This window comes from Streptomyces sp. NPDC001530 (assembly GCF_042894545.1).
Taxonomy (GTDB): domain Bacteria; phylum Actinomycetota; class Actinomycetes; order Streptomycetales; family Streptomycetaceae; genus Streptomyces.
Genome location: NZ_JBIAVS010000006.1, coordinates 444,432 through 463,507, shown reverse-complemented (window position 1 = coordinate 463,507; position 19,076 = coordinate 444,432). Strand labels below are relative to the sequence as shown.

At 72.5% G+C, this 19,076-nt stretch carries 18 protein-coding genes; 9 read left to right on the top strand and 9 right to left on the bottom strand.

Features of this window, described 5'->3' with window-relative positions; all coding sequences use genetic code 11:
• Positions 1–42 precede the first annotated feature (42 nt).
• From ACFY0T_RS15000 to ACFY0T_RS14990, 3 genes are all read right to left on the bottom strand, one after another.
• Positions 43–921 carry a hypothetical protein gene (locus tag ACFY0T_RS15000; protein ID WP_388869313.1) on the bottom strand — a complete coding sequence of 293 codons (879 nt, stop codon included), beginning with the start codon at positions 919–921 and terminating at the stop codon, positions 43–45.
• A 133-nt stretch (positions 922–1,054) separates the two neighbouring features.
• On the bottom strand, positions 1,055–2,581 hold the full coding sequence (locus ACFY0T_RS14995) for a hypothetical protein (protein WP_388869311.1): 1,527 nt from the start codon (positions 2,579–2,581) through the stop codon (positions 1,055–1,057).
• 261 nt (positions 2,582–2,842) lie between these two features.
• Positions 2,843–3,547 (bottom strand): GntR family transcriptional regulator, encoded by a 705-nt coding sequence (locus tag ACFY0T_RS14990; RefSeq protein ID WP_388869309.1) that lies wholly within the window; start codon positions 3,545–3,547, stop codon positions 2,843–2,845.
• 223 nt (positions 3,548–3,770) lie between these two features.
• Here ACFY0T_RS14990 and ACFY0T_RS14985 point away from each other — a divergent pair, with 223 nt between their 5' ends.
• The 5 genes from ACFY0T_RS14985 to ACFY0T_RS14965 all read left to right on the top strand — a co-directional run bounded on the left by ACFY0T_RS14985 (position 3,771) and on the right by ACFY0T_RS14965 (position 8,290).
• Complete coding sequence (locus ACFY0T_RS14985; RefSeq protein ID WP_388869306.1) at positions 3,771–5,090, top strand: MFS transporter; 1,320 nt, start codon at positions 3,771–3,773, stop codon at positions 5,088–5,090.
• Entirely contained in the window at positions 5,087–5,911 is an 825-nt protein-coding gene (locus ACFY0T_RS14980; RefSeq protein ID WP_388869303.1) for a putative hydro-lyase, read from the top strand. Before ACFY0T_RS14985 ends, ACFY0T_RS14980 begins: the two co-directional genes overlap by 4 nt.
• A 64-nt stretch (positions 5,912–5,975) precedes the next feature.
• Positions 5,976–6,734 (top strand): LamB/YcsF family protein, encoded by a 759-nt coding sequence (locus ACFY0T_RS14975; RefSeq protein ID WP_388869301.1) that lies wholly within the window; start codon positions 5,976–5,978, stop codon positions 6,732–6,734.
• Positions 6,731–7,348 (top strand): 5-oxoprolinase subunit PxpB, encoded by a 618-nt coding sequence (gene pxpB, locus ACFY0T_RS14970; protein WP_388869298.1) that lies wholly within the window; start codon positions 6,731–6,733, stop codon positions 7,346–7,348. The genes ACFY0T_RS14975 and pxpB overlap by 4 nt, the downstream gene beginning before the upstream one ends.
• A gap of 72 nt (positions 7,349–7,420) precedes the next feature.
• Positions 7,421–8,290: a biotin-dependent carboxyltransferase family protein gene (locus ACFY0T_RS14965; RefSeq protein ID WP_388869295.1), complete on the top strand. Its 870-nt coding sequence runs from the start codon at positions 7,421–7,423 to the stop codon at positions 8,288–8,290.
• Positions 8,291–8,315: 25 nt separating this feature from the next.
• Here the strand turns inward: ACFY0T_RS14965 and ACFY0T_RS14960 are convergent, their stop codons facing one another.
• The 5 genes from ACFY0T_RS14960 to ACFY0T_RS14940 all read right to left on the bottom strand — a co-directional run bounded on the left by ACFY0T_RS14960 (position 8,316) and on the right by ACFY0T_RS14940 (position 13,684).
• Positions 8,316–9,161 (bottom strand): SGNH/GDSL hydrolase family protein, encoded by an 846-nt coding sequence (locus tag ACFY0T_RS14960; RefSeq protein ID WP_388869292.1) that lies wholly within the window; start codon positions 9,159–9,161, stop codon positions 8,316–8,318.
• Positions 9,158–10,312 carry a glycosyltransferase gene (locus ACFY0T_RS14955; RefSeq protein ID WP_388869289.1) on the bottom strand — a complete coding sequence of 385 codons (1,155 nt, stop codon included), beginning with the start codon at positions 10,310–10,312 and terminating at the stop codon, positions 9,158–9,160. The genes ACFY0T_RS14960 and ACFY0T_RS14955 overlap by 4 nt, the downstream gene beginning before the upstream one ends.
• The gene (locus tag ACFY0T_RS14950) at positions 10,309–11,433 is read right to left on the bottom strand and encodes a glycosyltransferase family 4 protein (protein ID WP_388869286.1); all 1,125 of its coding nucleotides are present in this window, start codon (positions 11,431–11,433) and stop codon (positions 10,309–10,311) included. Before ACFY0T_RS14950 ends, ACFY0T_RS14955 begins: the two co-directional genes overlap by 4 nt.
• 139 nt (positions 11,434–11,572) lie before the next feature.
• On the bottom strand, positions 11,573–12,991 hold the full coding sequence (locus ACFY0T_RS14945; protein ID WP_388869284.1) for a HEAT repeat domain-containing protein: 1,419 nt from the start codon (positions 12,989–12,991) through the stop codon (positions 11,573–11,575).
• A gap of 300 nt (positions 12,992–13,291) precedes the next feature.
• On the bottom strand, positions 13,292–13,684 hold the full coding sequence (locus ACFY0T_RS14940; protein WP_388869281.1) for an ankyrin repeat domain-containing protein: 393 nt from the start codon (positions 13,682–13,684) through the stop codon (positions 13,292–13,294).
• A 337-nt stretch (positions 13,685–14,021) separates the two neighbouring features.
• Here ACFY0T_RS14940 and ACFY0T_RS14935 point away from each other — a divergent pair, with 337 nt between their 5' ends.
• Both ACFY0T_RS14935 and ACFY0T_RS14930 read left to right on the top strand, forming a co-directional pair.
• Positions 14,022–14,216, top strand: a complete 195-nt coding sequence (locus tag ACFY0T_RS14935) for a hypothetical protein (RefSeq protein ID WP_388869278.1) — start codon at positions 14,022–14,024, stop codon at positions 14,214–14,216.
• Positions 14,217–14,254: 38 nt separating this feature from the next.
• Complete coding sequence (locus ACFY0T_RS14930) at positions 14,255–15,829, top strand: ABC transporter ATP-binding protein (protein ID WP_388869275.1); 1,575 nt, start codon at positions 14,255–14,257, stop codon at positions 15,827–15,829.
• A gap of 190 nt (positions 15,830–16,019) precedes the next feature.
• Here the strand turns inward: ACFY0T_RS14930 and ACFY0T_RS14925 are convergent, their stop codons facing one another.
• Entirely contained in the window at positions 16,020–17,519 is a 1,500-nt protein-coding gene (locus ACFY0T_RS14925) for a PLP-dependent aminotransferase family protein (protein ID WP_388869272.1), read from the bottom strand.
• Between the two features lie 101 nt (positions 17,520–17,620).
• On the opposite strand from ACFY0T_RS14925, the gene ACFY0T_RS14920 reads away from it, so the two are divergent.
• Both ACFY0T_RS14920 and ACFY0T_RS14915 read left to right on the top strand, forming a co-directional pair.
• On the top strand, positions 17,621–18,298 hold the full coding sequence (locus tag ACFY0T_RS14920) for a YitT family protein (protein ID WP_388869269.1): 678 nt from the start codon (positions 17,621–17,623) through the stop codon (positions 18,296–18,298).
• Entirely contained in the window at positions 18,295–19,062 is a 768-nt protein-coding gene (locus ACFY0T_RS14915; protein ID WP_388869266.1) for a glycerophosphodiester phosphodiesterase, read from the top strand. Before ACFY0T_RS14920 ends, ACFY0T_RS14915 begins: the two co-directional genes overlap by 4 nt.
• The last annotated feature ends 14 nt before the right edge of the window (positions 19,063–19,076 follow it).

The window sequence follows — 19,076 nt, the reverse complement described above, 5'->3', positions numbered from 1 at the left end:
CGGCGGACTCTCGTCGTAAGTCTTGGGAAGGTCGGGCGGGGTTCAGGAGTGGAAGGGCAGTCCGGCGTCGGCGGCCAGCTCCAGGTCGTCGGTGTCCTCGGCGGGCAGCAGCGTCGCGTTGCCGTCGGTCACCGGGACGATGCCCAGCTCCAGCAGCTCGGCCATGGCCGCACTGCCCGCCATGTCACGGACCTGGAGCTGGTAGCGGGCCGTCGTCCGGTACGTCCCTCCCCCGTCGTCCCCGGTGCGCTGCAGGAACCCGGAGTCGGTGAGGAACGCGACGGCCTTGCCGACGATGCCGGTCGTCGAACCGGCCAGTCTTCGCGCGTCCTTGGTGGCGCCGGTGGAGCTGCGCCGCGCCCAGATCCGCCAGGCCGCCTCCAGGCCGGGCGCGTCCGTCGCCGGGTCGGTGTTCTCACCCTGCTCCTCGGCCCGCTCCTCCAGGCGCCGACAGGCCTGCCGTACGAACGCGTCGACGCCATTGACCGAGACGCGCCCTATGTACCCGTCGTCCGCGAGGTCCTCGGGGCGCGGGAACGCCATGGCGGCGACGGCGAGATGCGCGAGCCCGTGCAGGAACCGGTCGGCCGAATCGGCGGACGCCCGCCGCGCGTAGTCGCCCATGCGCACGGCGAACACCGAGTCCTCGGCGGCGGTCACCGCCATCCCCGCGCGCGGGGACACCTCCAGCACGACCAGCCCGAGCCCCGTGGCCACGGCATCCGCAAGCCGCGCGAAGGGCGGGTCCTCGCGGTACCGCCTCAGCAGCTCCGCGTACTCCTGATCGCGCGCGGGCTGGAGCTTGGGCTGCAGTCCAAACGCAACGAGCCGCGCCGCGTCGGCGGCGTCGGCGGGCGTGACGGCGGCGGTCACCGGCGCGGCGACGGCTTCCGGCTCACTCCACTCGACGTGCTCGGTCACGGTTGGGGCTCCTTGGTCAGAGATACGGAGGAAGGAGCGCCCCTGAACGGGGCGCGGGGCGTGACATCAAGCGGCTCCGCCGCGTGGGCGCGACCAGCCACAGACGGCCCGCAGTCAAACGACGAGCCAGGCATCACGCGGCCTCCGTCCGATCCGCTGCCATTCCCGCCGCATCCAGCAGGGCCATCCCCACAATGAGGTCCGCCCCACCGAACTCCGGATCATCCAGCTCGGTCCCGTCGTCCACGGCGAACAGCAGTTTCGCCTCCCCCTGCCGGTAGGCGGTCCCGACCGGCGGACTGGCCGCGTGCACGGCCAACAGGGCGATCAGATACGGCAGTTCGGGGTCCTGCCGACGTGCCTCGGCCAGCAGCCCGGACAACCGCCGCGGCGCGTCGGCGGGCAGGTCGAGCAGCTCCATGGCGGCAGCGAGCTGCTCCTCGCTGAACCGGCTGTCGTCCGGCGTGGCAATGAGGTCCGGCTCGGGCATCTCCGCCCCGAGGTGCTCCCGCTCCACGGGAGGCGTCAGCAGCAGGTCGACGAGGTCGCCGACCCGTACGGCCACCGGCGTGCGCAGACCGGTCCCGCGCGCGAAGAACGCATCCGTCACGCGCAGCGCCTGCTCCACGGGCAGCGGCAGCACGGGCGCGACGAGATGCCCGTACAGGTCGATCCCCGAGGTCGTCATGGGTGTGGCGAAGGCCTGCCGGTCCTGTTCGGCGCGGAAGAGGGGGCCTGCCTCCAGGAGCCGGGACTGCAGCTGCGTGTGCCTGCGGATGCAGTCCTTGACGATGTCGACGAGCTCGGCGGCTCGGCGCTTCTGCTCGGGGTCCTCGGACTCGTCGCGGGCCTTGCGGATGTTGGTGAGGATCGCGTTCTCGTGGCGGTACCGGTCGGCGACGTGGTCGAGGGCCTCGGCGATCATGTCGGGCACGGCCTGGAGCCAGTCGACGGCGCGGACGTTGCGCCGGGTCGCGTCCAGGGCTTTCCTGAGCGTCTCCGAGTACTGCACGGTGCGGTAGCGGGCCTGCTCGGCGGCGAGTTGGGCGTCGGCGAGCCGACCGCGGCTGATCAGCACCTCCAGCTTGACCTCGGCGGCGATCTGCGCGCTGGTGACGTCGGTGTCGAGGGCGCCGACGAGGACGTTGACCGCTTCGTCGGTCGTACGGAGATAGACGCTCCCTCCGTATCCGGGCACCTCCTCGATCAGCTTGAAGTCGTAGTCACGGCGGACGTAGGAGCCGTCGGGTGCGAAGGTGCCGTATACGGCACGGAAGCCACGGTCGACGCTGCCGACGTTGATCAGGTTCTCCAGGACCCAGCGGGCCACGCGCTCGTGCTCGGCGACGGGCCGCTGCGGGGCCTGGGCGGCGATGCGCGGGATGAGCCTGGCGACTATCTGCTCGTGGTCGGCGCCCGTGTCGAAGTCCATGTTCAGTGTGACGAGGTCGATGGCCGCGAGGGCGACCTCCGCCATCCCGTACACCGTGTACTCACCCGCGAGGTTCGCCTTGCGTACGTCGAGGTCGTGCAGCGGCGCGGTGCAGGCGAGCGCGCGCAGCCGCCGCGCCAGGCCCTCGTCGGCGGCCGGGCCCGGAGCGGGGCGCGGCCCCGCGCTGAGCTGGGGCGGAACGCTGTCCGTCGATGCAGGCGAAGTCACGGTGCACAGACTAGGTCCTCGGTCTGACAACGGTCGAAACGACGCAGAAGCGACCGGCGTCACAGCCGTGGTCCCACCCCTTCCTCCCGCTGCCTCGCCTCGGCGCTCCCTCGTCCTGCTGCGGAGGCGCGGTAGGGTCCCGCCGGGTTTTTCGCCCCCTCCGCCCCTACCCGTCCCGTACTGAGGGGCGGAGCCCCCCCGCCCCCGTATCGCGCTCCGCGCTCGTCCTCGAACGCCGGACGGGCTGGGATCAGCCCCCGCTCAGCCGATCCCCTGCCCGCCGTCGGCCACCCGCCGCCCGTACACCCCGACCAGCCCCTTGAGCGAGTCGTCGAGGTAGCCCGCGAGCAGGTGCTCGGCCCCGTCCCGGTCGCCCGCCTGGAGGGTCTGGAGGATCTCGCGGTTACGCGCGAGATACGGCTCGTGGAGCCGCCGCGGGTCGTCCACCACATGGAAGGCGAGGCGCAGTTCGGCGAAGACGCTGCGCATCAGCTCGTCGGTGCGGGCGCTCCCGGCGAGCGCGACCAGCTCCCGGTGGAAGTGGATGTTGGCGGTGGAGACGCCCTTCCAGTCACCTTCGCGCGCCGCCCGCTGCCCGTCCGCGACGGCCTCGGCGAGGCCGTCCACGGCGTACGGCGGCTCGCCGAGGCCGCGGACCACGGCGCACTCGACGAGACCGCGGGTGCGGTAGATGTCCTCGACGTCCTCGACGGTCAGCACCCGCACGAAGACCCCGCGGTTGAGCTCGTGCACCAGCAGCCGCTCGTGCGTGAGCAGCCGGAACGCCTCGCGCAGGGTGTTGCGCGAGACGCCGAGCGCCCCGCCGATGCTGTCCTCGGACAGCCGTGTCCCGGGCGGGAAGAAGCCCTCCGCGATACGGCTCCTGAGGATGTCCGAGACGCGCTCGGCGGTGCTGGTACGGCCCAGCAGGGCGCGATCGTCGGCCAGTCCCGTCAGCTCTGTCATGCCCGGAATTCAATCGCAGATACAAGAACGAAACAACATAAGTATTGAGGGATCGTTCAACGATCCTCTACCTTGGCGGGCAGGCGCCGACCGCACGACCGCATCGCATCCCTCCGTACCGCTCAGGCGCCCACCGCTTCCACACGGCACGGCTTCCGTTCTCAAGTCCCGCACGGCACGGCTCAGTTCCCCAGCACCCTCCGTCCCTCACTGTGAGGTGCCCATGAGCACGACCCCTCCGTCCCAGGCCCCGACGGCCGACGCCCGGTCCGGCACGGGTGAACCCACCACTCAGGAAGGCGCGTTCGGCTGGCTGAGCGCGCTCGGCCCGCGCGGCCGCCGCGCCTTCGCCGGCGCGTTCGGCGGCTATGCCCTCGACTCCTACGACTACTTCACGCTGCCGCTGAGCATGGTCGCGCTGGCGGCGTACTTCGGCCTGGACAGCGGCCAGACCGGCCTGTTCACCACAGTCACGCTGGTCGTCTCGGCAGTCGGCGGCGCGATCGCCGGTGTGGTCGCCGACCGGTTCGGGCGCGTCAATGCGCTGATGATCACCGTGGCCACCTACGCGGTGTTCACCGTGGCCTGCGGTTTCGCCCCCAACTACGAGACACTGCTGGTTTTCCGAGCCCTCCAGGGCCTCGGATTCGGCGGTGAGTGGGCGGTCGGCGCGATCCTGGTCGCCGAGTACGCGAGCGCGAAGCACCGGGGCCGCACGCTCGGCGCGATCCAGAGCTCGTGGGCGGTCGGCTGGGGGCTCGCCGTGCTCGTCAACACCCTCGTCTTCCAGTTCCTGGACGACGGTCTGGCCTGGCGCGTGATGTTCTGGACCGGCGCGCTGCCCGCGCTGCTCGTCCTCTGGGTGCGGCGCCAGGTGCACGACGCCCCGGAGGCGGCCGAACGCCGCGCGGTCAGCGCCGAGAAGGGCTCGTTCGCGGCGATCTTCAAGCCGGGCAGCGCCGGCGCGCCCGGGCTGCTGCGGACGACGGTCTTCGCGGGCCTGCTCTCCACGGGTGTTCAGGGCGGCTACTACACCCTCGCCACCTGGGTGCCCACGTACCTCAAGACGGAGCGCGGGCTGTCGGTCGTCGGTACCGGCACGTATCTCACGTTCCTGATCTCCGGGGCCTTCATCGGCTACCTCACCGGCGGCTATCTCACCGACAAACTGGGCCGCAAGCGCAACATCCTGCTCTTCGCGATCCTCTCGGCCGCGTGCATCCTCGCGTACGCGAACATCCCCAGCGGCGCCAACACCCTTCTCCTTGTGCTCGGTTTCCCGCTCGGCTTCTGTATGTCGGCCATCTTCAGCGGCTTCGGCTCGTTCCTCAGCGAGCTGTATCCGGCGGCCGTGCGCGGCACGGGGCAGGGCTTCACCTACAACACGGGGCGCGCCGTGGGCGCCGTCTTCCCCACCACCGTCGGCTTCCTGGCCGACAGCTGGGGCGTGGGCGGCGCGCTCGTCTTCGGCGCGATCGGTTACGCCCTCGCCGCGCTGGCCCTGATCGGGCTGCCCGAGACCCGCGGGAAGGAGCTCCTGTGAACGACACCGTCCAGGACCGTCCGTTGAACCTGCTCGACGAGCACGCGCACGCGTGGACCCCCAAGGAGGCGCGCGCCCAGTTCCGTTCGGGTGTATCGGGCCCCACCGCCGGAGTCGCCGCGGGCCACACCCAGGCGAACCTGATCTCGGTGCCGGCCGACTGGGCGTACGACACGCTGCTGTTCTGCCAGCGCAACCCGAAGCCCTGCCCGGTCCTCGACGTCACCGACGCCGGTTCCTGGACCACTCCGCTCGCCGAGGGCGCCGACCTGCGCACCGATCTGCCGCGCTACCGGGTGTGGGAGCACGGCGAGTTGGTCGACGAACCCACGGATGTGGTCGACCACTGGCGTGACGACCTGGTCTCGTTCCTCATCGGGTGCAGCTTCACCTTCGAGTGGGCGCTGGCCGAGGCGGGCGTCCCGATGCGCCATATCGAGCAGGGCCGCAATGTCTCCATGTACGTGACGGGACGCCAGTGCCGTCCGGCCGGGCGGCTGCACGGCCCCATGGTCGTGTCGATGCGCCCGGTCCCGCCCGAGCACCTGGCCGCGGCGATCAGGGAGAGCAGTCTGCTGCCCGCCGTGCACGGCAGCCCGGTGCACTGCGGTGAGCCGTCGGGGCTGGGCATCGAAGACCTCTCATGCCCCGACTTCGGCGATCCGGTGGACGCCGCACCGGACGACATCCCGGTGTTCTGGGCGTGCGGAGTGACACCCCAGGCGGCCGTGATGGCGTCCCGCCCGCCGTTCGCGATCACCCACGCGCCCGGCCAGATGTTCCTCACCGACACCCGCGACGAGCAGTACCGCGTGGTCTGAAGAAGTGGTCTGAAGCACCAGCCGACGTCTGAAGAACCAGCCGACGAAGGAGAATCCGCACCTCATGACCCCGATCGATCTCAACGCCGATCTCGGCGAAGGCTTCGGCCGCTGGCGGCTGACCGACGACGAACAGCTGTTGTCCGTCGTCACCAGCGCCAATGTGGCCTGCGGCTTCCACGCCGGGGACGCGGCCACCATGCGGCGGGTGTGCGAGCTGGCGGCCGAGCGGGGCGTACGGATCGGCGCCCAGGTCTCCTACCGGGACCTGGCGGGGTTCGGGCGGCGCGCGATGGACGTGCCGCCCGACGAACTGGCGGCCGAAGTGGCCTACCAGATCGGCGCCTTGGAGGTCTTCGCGCGCGCGGCGGGCACGCGCGTGTCGTACGTGAAGCCGCACGGCGCGCTCTACAACCGCGTCGTGCACGACGAGGAGCAGGCGGCGGCGGTCGTCGACGGCGTGCTGCTCGCGGACGCCACCCTGCCCGTCCTCGGCCTCCCGTCCTCCCGCATCCTGAAGCTCGCCGAGCGGGCGGGACTGCCCACCGCCACCGAGGCGTTCGCGGACCGCGCGTACACCGAGGAGGGCACCCTGGTGCCGCGCACCCAGGACGGCGCGGTGATCACGGACACCGACACGGTCGTCGAACGCTCGGTGGGCCTGGCCCGCTTCGGCGTGGTGACCTCCCATTCCGGGGAGCGCATCCCGGTGCGCGCCCGCTCCCTGTGCCTGCACGGAGACACACCGGGCGCGGTGGAGCTGGCCCGCCGGGTGCGCGCCCGCCTGGAGTCCGCGGGCGTCCAGGTGGAGGCATTCGCATGAGGGCGCTGCCCGTCGGCGACCGGGCCCTGCTCGTCGAGGTCTCCTCGGGCGACGCCGCCCAAGCCCTGCACGCCGAGCTGCTGCGCCGTCGCGCGGAGGGCTCCCTGTCCGTGCGGGAGATCGTCCCCGCGGCGCGCACGGTCCTGCTGGACGGCCTGGACGACCCCGCGCGCCTGGCGGAGCGGCTCCCCACCTGGGACATCCCGCCGCTGCCCGCGCGCGCGGACGAGGCGATCGAGATCCCTGTACGGTACGACGGTCCCGATCTGGCCGATGTCGCGGCCCTGTGGGGGGTACCCGAGCACGAGGTGCCCGAGATCCACGCGGCGGCCGAATTCCGGGTCGCCTTCTGCGGGTTCGCGCCCGGCTTCGGCTACCTCACGGGGCTGCCGTCACGCTACGACGTCCCCCGCCGGGCGACCCCGCGCACGACGGTTCCGGCGGGTTCCGTGGCGCTGGCCGGCCCGTACACGGGCGTGTACCCCCGCTCTTCGCCGGGCGGCTGGCAGCTGATCGGGACGACGGACGCGGTGTTGTGGGACCACGCGCGCGTGCCGGCCGCGCTGCTGGCTCCGGGCGCCCGGGTCCGCTTCGTACCGGCGGGGCGCTCATGACCGACATGGCCCTCTCCTCACCGCCGAGGCGCTCATGACCGAGCGGGCACGCTTCTCATCGCCGAGGTGCTCATGACCGACCGAGCCCTCTCCGTCGTGCGCTCCGGAGCCCTCACCACCGTCCAGGACCAGGGCCGCCCCGGCCACGCCCACCTCGGCGTACCGCGCTCCGGGGCGCTCGACGCGCCCGCGGCGGCGCTGGCCAACCGGCTCGTCGGCAACGCCTCCGAAGCCGCCGTGCTGGAGACGACGCTCAACGGCTGTGCCCTGCGCCCGCGTTCGGCGGTCACGGTGGCGGTGGCGGGAGCGCCCTGCCCGGTCACGGTGGACGGCCGTCCGGCCGCCTGGGGAGCGCCCGTACACGTGCCCGCCGGAGCGCTCCTGGACGTCGGCCACGCGCGCGCGGGGCTGCGCAGCTATGTGGCCGTCTCCGGTGGAGTGGCCGTGGACCCGGTCCTCGGCAGCCGCTCCACGGACCTCCTCTCGGGCCTCGGCCCCCCGCCGCTCTCGGACGGCATGGTGCTGCCCCTGGGACGCCCGGACGCGCTCCACGCGCGCGTGGACGTCGTCCCGCACGCGGCTCCGCCCGCCGAGCTGGTGCTGCGCGTGACGCCGGGCCCGCGCGACGACTGGTTCACGGCGTCGGCTGTCCGGACCCTGACGACCCGCGCCTACCGGGTGTCGTCCGCGAGCAACCGCATCGGTCTGCGTACGGAAGGGCCCCCACTGGAGAGGGCCGTCTCCGGCGAACTCCCCAGTGAGGGCATGGTTCTGGGCGCCGTCCAGGTACCGCCCGACGGCAGACCGGTCGTGTTTCTCGCCGACCATCCGACCACCGGGGGGTACCCGGTGATCGCCGTCGTCCGCTCCGTGGACCTCCCCGCGGCCGCTCAGGCGGTCCCGGGCACGCCGGTCCGCTTCGTGGCCGTGCGCCGCCGCTGAAGGGCTGTGGGCCCTTGCTGAACTCTCATGCCACGTCCGGCTGTTCGGCTACCGACAGGGCGGCCAGCGCGGACGCGACGGCGTGCGAGGCGCTGAGGTCGAGGCGTGCGCTGGTGCCACGCGCCCGGTGGCGTACCTCGGCGGCGGCGAGGGTGAGCAGCTGCGGCAGCAGGTCCGTGCACCGTCGGGCCACCCATCCCGTCCCGGCGGTGGCCAGCCACCACAGGCTGGCCGACCGCGTGGGCGCGGGAAACTCGGGCTCGGCCGAGGGCGCGGCCCCCGCCGCGATGCCCTCCTGCGTGAGCAGCGCATGGAAGCGCAGGGCGAGTTGCCGGTGCCCACGCTCGCCGGGATGCAACCGGTCCGCGCTCCACATCGCGCGGTCCATCAGCCAGGCGCCCTCCGCCGCGTGCAAGTGCACCGCTTCGTAGCGCTCGGACAGCGCGTGCACGACCGTGTTGACGGCGCGCTGCCGCCGGGCCAGCGGCCTTGCCAGCGCGCCCGGCAGCCCGAGCATCGCACCGGGATCCGGCAGACAGGCGGTCAGCAGGACGGCGTCCTGGTCCCGGAAAGCCGCGTACACCTTGTCGAGCCGGGCGGCCACGGCATGGATGTCGAAGGTGCACCGCAGCGTGTCGTTCACGCCGATCACGACGGACACCACGTCCGGCCGCAGGGCCAGTGCCGCCGGTGTCTGCCGCTCCAGTACGTCGCGCGTCTGGGCCCCGCTCACCGCGAGGTTGACGAACTCGACGGGTTCGTCGAGCCCGCCGGCGAGCAGCGCGGCCCAGCCCCGCCAGCTCTCGCCCACGGGGTCGCCCACGCCTTCCGTGAGCGAGTCCCCGAGGGCCACGAAGCGCAGCGGTCTCATCCGACGCCCTCCTGCAGGCGCGGCCGGACCTGGACCACCGCGTCGTGCGCGGCGAGGAAGCCCTCCACCGCGGCGCCCCAGCCGAAACACTCGGCACGCGCGCGTGCGGCCTCCCTGCGCTCGCGCTCGGGGCGCCCGAGCAGCAGCCGGACCGCGTCCGCGAAGGAGTCCCCGCTGTCCGCCGCGGTGGCCCCGGCGGACCCGACGATCTCCGGCAGGGCGGACAGTGCGCTGGCCACCACGGGCGTACCGCAGGCCATCGCCTCCAGGGCGGCGAGCCCGAACGTCTCGGCGGGCCCGGGGGCCAGACACACGTCGGCGGAGGCCTGCAGCGCACCGAGCACGGCTCGGTCGGAGACGTGCCCGAGGAAGGTGACGGGCAGCCTCCGTTCCCGCGCGCGCTGTTCGAGCCGGACCCGCAGCGGCCCGTCCCCGGCGACGACCAGCACGGCACGCTGTCCGCGCCGCAGCAACGCCTCCAGGGCGTCGAGCGCCGTACCCGGCCGCTTCTCGACGGACAACCGGGAGCACATCACGAGCAACGCCTCGTCCACGCGCGCGTAGCGAGCGCGCAGCCCGGGGTCCCGCAGCGCGGGGTGGCGGCCCACCAGATCGACGCCCAGCGGGGCACGTACGACATTGCGGGCGCCGATGCGGACGAACTCGCGCTCGGCGAACTCCGTGGTGCACACGACCCGCGCATACGTGTGTGCGGTACGGACGTTGAGGGCGTCGGCGGTCCGCCGGGCGATCCCCTCGGGGAGCCCCCAGGTCCGCAGCACGCCGTCGGCGGTCTCGTGGGAGACCATCACGGCGGGCACCCGGGCCCTGCGGGCCCACACTCCGGTCCAGCGCAGGGTGGTCCGGTCGGAGACCTCGAGGCGGTCGGGGGCGAGCGACTCCAGGAGCCGGGCCACCCGCCGCTTGTCCGTGAGCACGCGATAGCCGCCGGTCCCGGGCAGCAGCGGCCCAGGCAGCGTGATCACCCGCCCCTGCTCGGTGTCGCGATCGCTCGCGCGCTCACCGGGGATGATGAGCACCGGCTCGTGGCCGGCCGCCCGGTAGCCGGCGCCCAGCTCCCGCAGTGCGGTGCGCAGGCCGCCGGAGGCGGGGGCGACGAAGTTGGCGAGTCGGACGATGCGCAGGCTCATGCCGCCACCAGCTTCCGCGCCGAGAGCACATCGGCGTAGTGCCCGATGAGCTGGTCTCCGACGGCCGCCCAGGTGCGGCCCTCGACCGTGGCACGCCCCGCGGCGCCGTAGGCGGCCCGCAGCGCGGGGTCGGCGACCAGGGCCCACACCGCGTCGCGTACGGCGGCCGCGTCGCGCGGCGGCACCAGCAGCCCCGTACGCCCGTGGGCGACCAGGTCGAGGGGTCCCCCCGCGGCGGGGGCGACGACGGGCACGCCGCTCGCCATGGCCTCCTGCACGGTCTGGCAGAAGGTCTCGAAGGGGCCGGTGTGCACGAAGACGTCCAAGGAGGCGAAGATCCGGGCGAGTTCGTCGCCCGTACGACGCCCGAGGAAGACCGCGCCGGGAAGGGCACCCTGCAGAGTGGTTTCGCTCGGCCCGTCGCCGACCACGACGACGCGTACGCCGTCCAGTCCGCACGCCCCGGCCAGCAGCTCGACCTGCTTCTCGGGGGCGAGCCTGCCGACGTAGCCGACGATCAGCTCGCCGTTCGGCGCCAGTTCGCGGCGGAGCGCCTCGTCCCGGTGGTCGGGACGGAAGCGGACCGTGTCGACCCCGCGCGGCCACAGCCGTACCCGGGGCACACCGTGTGCCTCCAGGTCGTGCAGGGCCGCGCTGGACGGGGCCAGAGTCCGGTCGGCGGCGGCGTGCACGGAGCGTATGCGCCGCCACGCGGTGGCCTCACCCGCGCTGATGTACGTACGGGCGTATCCGGCGAGGTCGGTCTGGTAGACGGCCACGGCGGGGATGCCGAGCCGGGCGGCGGCCGCCATGCCGCGGACGCCGAGGATGAAGGGGCTGGCCAGGTGGACGATGTCGGCGCGGTGTTCGGTGATCGCCGCGGCGACGCGTCGGCTGGGGAGGGCGACGCGGACCTGGGGGTAGCCCGGGAGCGGTAGGGAGGGGACACGGATGACGGGGCACGGCGCGAGGGCGTCGGGCCCGCTCCCGGCCGCGGTGGCCGGGGCGACGACGAGGGGAGCGTGACCGCGATCGACGAGGTGCCGGGCGGTCTGGAGCGCGCAGTGGGCCACGCCGTTCACATCGGGGGGAAAGGATTCGGTCACGATGACGACACGCATACCCGTGTTGTCGCCGTGCTGGACGTGGCCGCGTCAACGTGGATCTTTGCGAACGATGAACGTCCCATGAGCGTTGCGCTGCACACCCGAGCAGGTCAGCCCCCGTCCATGCGCTCCTGACTCCCGGGTCACCGCACGTTCATACGGCGGGCATGTCGGGCCCGATCCGGCTGCGTACCGCCGTCTGGACTTCGGCCTCTTCGGCCGGATCCGCCGCCAGCCGGCGCAGCTGATCGACCACACGCGCGTCACCGGTCTCGGCGTGCCGTGCGGCGATCTCGCGGGTGGACTCCTCGCAGTCCCACAGGCACTCGACGGCGAAGCCGGCCGGGAAGGATGGGTCGGTGGCCGCCAGGGCGCGGGCGGCGCGCCCGCGCAGATGGGACGAGGCCGTCTCGCGGTAGATGTGCCGAAGGACGGGTGCGGCACAGGCGATGCCGAGCCGTCCAGTGCCGTCGACGAGGGTCCACAGGGTCGGCGCGTCGGGACCTTCGCCCCGTACCGCTTCCCGCAGTGCGCCGAGCACCAGTTCGCTGTCGTGCGCTCCGCCCCGGCAGGCGAGCATCCGTCCGGCGGCGGCGCCCAGGGCGTCGGGCCGGTGCGCCCAACTCCGTGCCCGGTCGACGGCGGCGACACTGCGCATCCGCTCGAAGGCGTCGACGGCGGCCTCGGTGACGGCCGTCGAGCCGTTGGCCACGGCTCGCTCGATCAGCTCGAGGGCGTCCGGATCATTACCGTCGGCGAGATAGCGCAAGGCGGTGCAGCGGGCTCCGTCGCCGCCGCTTCGGGCGGCCTCGACGATCTCGGGCCGGTCCTCGGGACCGGCGACGGCGGTGAGGCAGCGGGCGGCGGGAACATGGAGCGCTGCTCCGCGTTCGATGCCCTGTTGGGCCCAGTCGAAGACGGCCTGGACGCTCCAACCGGGGCGGGGCCCTGAGGGGCGCATCTGCCGCTGCCAGCGGTCGAAGGAGCCGGCTTCCTGGGCGGCACGCACGCGCGTGCCGATGGATGCGCGCGGATCGTCGGCCCACAGCCGCCAGGGCCGCGGTTCGAAGGCGTCGCGCACGGCGGCGGCGAGTTCGGCCTCGCCCTCCGCGTCGGCCGGAAAGCGGGCGAGCACGGGCACGGCCAGGGCGCGCAGACCCGCGTCGTCGTCGCGCAGGGCCAGCTCGTCGAGGGCCCAGGCCCAGTTGCTGCCGGAGGCGGCGTACCTGCGCAGCAGGTCGAGCGCGTCCCGCCTGCCGTACGAGGCGAGGTGCCCGAGGACCGCGAGGGCGAGCCCGGTGCGGGACTCGCATGTGTCGAGGACGTCCTCGGCGGCGAAGAGGTGCCGCTCGATCTCGTCGAGCCCACCGCTCAGATCGAGGTAGAGACGGGCGTAGTAAAGGGAGCGGTTCTCCACCTGCCAGTCGTGGCGGGGGTCCCGCAGCACACAGTGGTTCAGCGCCGCGAGCGCTTCGGCGCGCGGGGCGGTGAGCGCGTGCAGCGTGCCGTCGCCGCGGCCCCTCTGGAGCAGGCCGAGCAGCGTTCCGCTGGGCGCTATGACCGGATCGAACATGGGAAACAGCCTCACATCAAGCGTCGACGCAACCGGGATCCTGCATTACCTGGCCGCGTGACAACACGTCGGAGCGCCCGCCGTTTCCTGCTTGCTGTAGACCATCTTCCTCTGCCTCTCGTCGGTGGCCCATGCGGGCCGCATCACGGCCCGCGCGGTGCGGCAACACCTGCCCAGCCATCGCGTCCGAGAATCACGACGTCATGATGACTCGGCAGTTCTTCCTGCCGCGACCGTATTTCCGGCGGCCCCGTTCCGCCTCCCCCATTTTCTGCGTTTCGCCTGGTCAGGACGTTCGAGTCAGTGTGCGCCGAACAATTCGAGCAGTTCCGTCTTGCCGAACATGCGCGCCGTGTCGATGGCCGAGGGCGTACCGGCGGCCGGATCGGCGCCGCCGTCCAGGAGCACCCGGATCACAGCTTCCTCGCCCTTGAAGACAGCTCCGGCGAGCGGCGTCTGGCCCCGGTCGTTGACCCGGTCCGCCTCGGCGCCGCGCTCCAGCAGGGCGCGTACCGCCTCGGCGTGGCCGTGGTACGCGGCGAGCATCACGAGCGAGTCACCGCGGTCGTTGGTGAGGTTGGCCGGAACGCCCGCGTCCACGTACGCCACGAGCGCCTCGGTCTCGCCGCGGCGCGCCAGATCGAAGATCTTGGTCGCCAGCTCCACGACCTCGGGGTCGGGGGCTTCACTCATCGGCCGGACCGCCTCTCACAACGACTACAACGGGGACTGCGGGAGCTTATGACAGCGAGCGGAGCTGTCACGCCCGGACCTGCACGAGGGCGAGCGGTGCCCCGTACGGGTGAATCGCCAGCGTACTGGCTTCGACGGCACATGACCGGCACCGTCCTCGGCAAAGATCACAGCAGACCCACCGAACGCAACAGACCCGCTCAGTCGGCCCAAGACGGCTCCGCCAACCGGGTGGAATCAACCGAAATTCACCCAGTTGCACCTTTTATCGTATGGATACATCCTGTGATCCTGGAAGAACTCATGGTGACTGTCCCCTCGAACCAGGAGAGCACAAATGATTCTGTCCATCTCAGGCGTCGTCCTGCTCGGCATCGTCGTCTTCCTCTTCTTCCGCAAGGACGGACTCAAGGGCTCGCACGCCTGCACCTCCGCCCTCTTCGGCTTCTATCTCGCGAGCACGGGCATTGCTCCGAGCATCAAGGCCGGCGGGGAGAGCCTGGCGAGCCTCCTTGGCGGGATCAAGTTCTGACGTCCCTCCCCCCACACACGCACCATCAGGAGACAGCAGTGGCTCGGCGCCCTCTCCCCCGCATTCTGAGCAACGGCAGCGCACAGATCGCCCGAAGCCGGGAGCTGGCCCGGACGGCAGCCGACAGCGCCACCGACGTCCTCCACCCGCTGATCACGATCACCCGTGGACTGCGCCGGCTGGCAGGTGCCGGACGGCGCAAGTGGGCCGCCACTCCCAAGGACCGGCGCGGGCCGCTGCTGTTCCTGGTGGCCTCGGTGATCCTGATCGTCGCCCTGGTGCCGTACGGGCCGCTGCTCGCCGTCATCAGCCTGATGGCGGCGGCAGCCTGGACCGGCCGCGACCGCACCCCGTCGGCACCCACGGGCCCCGACGAGGCCCAGACCGGGCGCCTCCAGTCGCTGTACGAGGCCCTGGTCCCGTACTTCTCGGCGGCCGAGGATCCCGATCCCCTCTACGCCCACGGCGGCGACTGGGACAAGGCCTTCTCCTCGTACGCATTCGACGACGACGGACGCGTGTCCCGACTCCTCATCCGCTACCCCGCCTACTTCACGGACGGCGAGGCGGAGTCCCGCGCCCGCATCGAACAGCTCCTGCACGCCAAGTCGGGGCGCGGCCGCGAGTACCACTTCGAGTGGGACGAGGAGGGCAACGAACTCACGGTCACGGTCCTCCCGCCCCTCCCCACCGACATCGCCGCCCAGCGCTTCGTCACCGCCCCCGGCGAGACGGTCCTCGGCTTCACCGACCCGGCCGACGTCCAGCGCACGCTCCCTCTCACCCACGGTGAGGAACAGCGCGACGTTCCCCCCGTCGTCTGGCGCACCGGGATCCGCTCCACGGAGCCGCACCTGCTGATCGCGGGCGACCCGGGCAGCGGCACGACCACACTCATGCGCTCCATCGCCCTGCAGACCCTCCAGTACGGCGATGTCGTCATCGTCGAGGGCGCGGGCACCGGCGAGTACGCGTGCCTGACCGGGCGGGACGGTGTGCTGGCCGTCGAGTGCGGGGTGGCGGGAGCGCTCGCCAGCCTGGAATGGGCGGCGCATGAGACGGAGCGGCGGCTGATCGCCGCGAACCGTGCCCGTCAGGCGGGGCACCCGCCGCCGGACGACATCAAGAAACCGCTGTGGATCCTGCTGGACCGGCCCAGCGCGCTGGGCCACCTGGCCGCCGCCGACGGGCGCAAGGATCCTCAGACCCTCCTCCAAGTCCCCCTCCGCCATGGGCGTGCGGCGGGCGTCACGGTCGTCGTGGCCGAGCACCTCGACAGCCTGGAATTCCTTTGCGATGCGGTGCGTCAGCACACCCGCGCGCGCGTGGTGCTCGGGCCGGCTTCCTCCGCGCAGCTCGAAGCGATCCTGGGCGCGCCCCCGCACACGACCCCTACCCGGGACGTGCCCCCCGGCCGGGGCTATGCCCGCCTCGGCGCCGGTCCCGTCCTTCGTCTCCAGGTTCCGGCCACACCGGACCCGTACGACGACGCGACGAGCGAGACGCATCGGCGGGCGGTCCTCGACCTCCTGCCGGAGCGGACGGCTCCGGCCGATGCGGAGCCGCTGCCCGCGGAGGCGGCGATCGCCGAGGCAGCGGTCGCGGAGAGCTGAGGCCCGCCGCGGAAGGGTTTTTCGCCCCCTCCGCCGCTACCCTCCCCCAAGCTCTCGGCTTCGCTCGAGCAGGGGGACCCCCATCGTCCCTGGGGGCTCCGCCCCCGACCCCCCCCGTATCGCGCTACCGCGCTCGTCCTCAAACGCCGGACGGGCTGAAACTGGGGCGGCGGGGGCGAAAAACCGTCTGTCACGCCACGAACGTGCGGGGCGTCTCGTTCCCCCCGCTCGCCCCCGTCTCCACCAACCGCGCCGCCGCAGCCAACCGCACCGCCGCCTCCTCAGCCACCGCACCCCCCACGGTGAACGGCAGCCGCACATACCCCTCGAAGGCACCATCCACGCCGAATCGAGGACCGGACGGCACCCGCACCCCCACCCGCTCGCCCATCTCAGCGAGCCGCGACCCCGACAGCCCTCCGGTCCGCACCCACAGGGTGAGCCCGCCCTTGGGCACCGAGAACTCCCACCCGGGCAGCTCCCGTCGCACGGCGGCGACGAGGGCGTCGCGGTTCTCCCGGGCCTGGCGGCGCCGGATGTCCACGGCCTGCTCCCAGCCCCCGGTGCTGAGCAGCCAGTTCACGGCCAGCTGCTCCAGCACGGGCGTCCCCAGGTCGGCGTACGCACGCGCGGCGACCAGACTGCGGATGACATCGGGCGCCGCCCGCACCCACCCGATCCTCATCCCGGCCCAGAAGGCCTTGCTCGCCGACCCGACGGTGATGACGGTGGAGCCTGCCGGGTCGAAACCGCACACCGGGCGCGGCATCTCCAAGCCCTCCTCCAGGTACAGCTCGCTCATGGTCTCGTCGACCACCAGCACGGTGCCCGCGGAGCGCGCCGCGTCCACGAGTCCGCGCCGCCGGTCCTCGTCGGCGAGGGCGCCGGTCGGATTGTGGAAGTCGGCGACGACGTACGCGAGACGGGGCGCCGCTTCCCGCAGGACCTGGCGCCAGCGGTCCATGTCCCACCCGGCGAGTCCCTCGGCCATGGCGACGGGCACCAGCCGGGCCCCGGCCTCGCGCATCAGCTGAAGGATGTTGGCGTAGGAGGGCGACTCGACGGCGATGCGCTCGCCGCGACCGGCGAAGAGATGACAGATCGCGTCGATCGCGCCCATCGCCCCGGTGGTCACCATGATCTGCTCGGGCATCGTCGAGATGCCGCGCGCGGTGTAGCGCTCGGCGAGCATCGAGCGCAGCGCGGGCAGCCCGGCGGGATAGTCGCCGTGCGTGTGCGCGTACGGCGGCAGCTCCTCCAGGGCGCCCTGCACCGCGCGGGTGAGCCACGGCTCCGGTGCGGGCGGCGCCGCGGTGCCGAGGTCGATCATGGATCCGAGCGCCTCGGGCGGCAGGGGTTCCAGGCCGCGCGCGGGCAACGGGTTCCCGGCCGGCACGGCGGTCCAGCTGCCCGCTCCACGGCGCGACTCCAGGAACCCCTCGGCCCGCAGCGCCTCGTAGGCCGCGGCGACGGTCGTACGGCTGACGGACAGGGACAGTGCGAGCTCCCGCTCGGCGGGCAGCCGCGCGGCGACCGGCACCCGGCCTTCGAGCACCAGCAGCCGAATGCCGTCGGCGAGCGCGCGATAGGCGGGCGGGCGGCGGGTGCCCGGCCCAGCGGGGCGCTTCTGCTGGGAGTTGAGGAGCCGGGCGAGCTGTGCGGCACCCACCGCCGAAGTCCACTGAGCCATGAATCCCAGTCCACCTTCCCCAAATTGGCCATGGATGGCGTTTCTTCCCAAGCCACAGAGTGTCACGAGTCAGGCCACTACCACCACACGGGGGGCATCTCTTGTCCGCACATTCCGGATCCACGCCCGCAGAATCCCGGCGGATCCCCCGCCGCCTCGTCCAGCTCTACCTCGGCCTGGCCCTGTACGGCGCGAGTTCGGCCCTGCTCGTGGAGTCGGGCCTCGGCCTGGAGCCCTGGAACGTTCTGCACCAGGGTCTCGCCGAGCTGACCGGTCTGACCATCGGCGTAGTCTCGATCATCGTGGGCGCGGCGGTGCTGCTCCTGTGGATCCCGCTGCGCCAGCGCCCCGGCCTCGGCACCGTCTCCAACGTCTTCGTGATCGGCATCGCCATGGACGGCACGCTCGCGCTGGTGCCGGACGCGCACACCTTGACCGTACGGATTCCGCTGCTCGTGGCGGGCATCGTGCTGAACGGCGTGGCGACCGGCCTCTACATCGCGGCCGGCTTCGGCCCGGGCCCGCGCGACGGCCTGATGACAGGCCTGCACCGGCGTACGGGCCGCTCGATCCGCCTGATGCGTACCGTCATCGAACTGACAGTGGTCGCAACCGGCTTCGCGCTCGGCGGCACGGTCGGCATCGGCACGGTGCTGTACGCCGTCGCCATCGGCCCCCTCGCCCAGCTCTTCCTGCCCGTGTTCGCCGTACGCACGGCACCGGGCGGCAGCACCGTCGTTGCCGCCGGTCAACCGGAGCGCGCGATACTGCCCCGGTGAGCACGCGCATACGCCACCCGTACCTCGACCATCCCGGCCCGATCCCCTTCGCACACCGGGGCGGGGCAGCGGACGGTCTGGAGAACACCCTGGCCCAGTTCCGGCGCGCGGTGGAGGCGGGCTACCGCTACATCGAGACGGATGTGCACGCGACGGCCGACGGCAAGCTCGTCGCCTTCCACGACGCGACCCTCGACCGGGTGACGGACGGGGCGGGCCGGATCGCGGACCTTCCCTGGGAAGACGTGCGCCACGCGCGCGTGGCGGGCAAGGAACCGGTCCCCCTCTTCGAAGAGCTGCTCGAAGCTTTCCCCGAGGTGCGCTGGAACGTCGACGTGAAGGCCGAGCCCGCCCTCCGGCCGCTGCTCGATCTGATCGACCGCACCAACGCCTGGGACCGGATCTGCGTCGGCTCCTTCTCCGAGGCGCGCGTCTCCCGCGCCCAGCGTCTGGCCGGGCCGCGCCTGGCGACGTCGTACGGGACACGCGGGGTGCTCAGCCTGCGGTTGCGCTCGTGGGGCATACCGGCCGCCCTGCGCCGCTCGGCGATCGCCGCCCAGGTTCCCGAGTCCCAGTCGGGCGTGCCGGTGGTCGACCCTCGCTTCATACGGGCCGCCCACGCGCGCGGGCTGCAGGTGCACGTGTGGACCGTGAACGAACCGGAACGGATGCACCGGCTCCTGGACCTGGGAGTCGATGGCATCATGACCGATCACATCGACACGCTGCGCAAGGTCCTGGAAGACCGGGGCACCTGGGTCTGAGCCTCCTCGCGCGG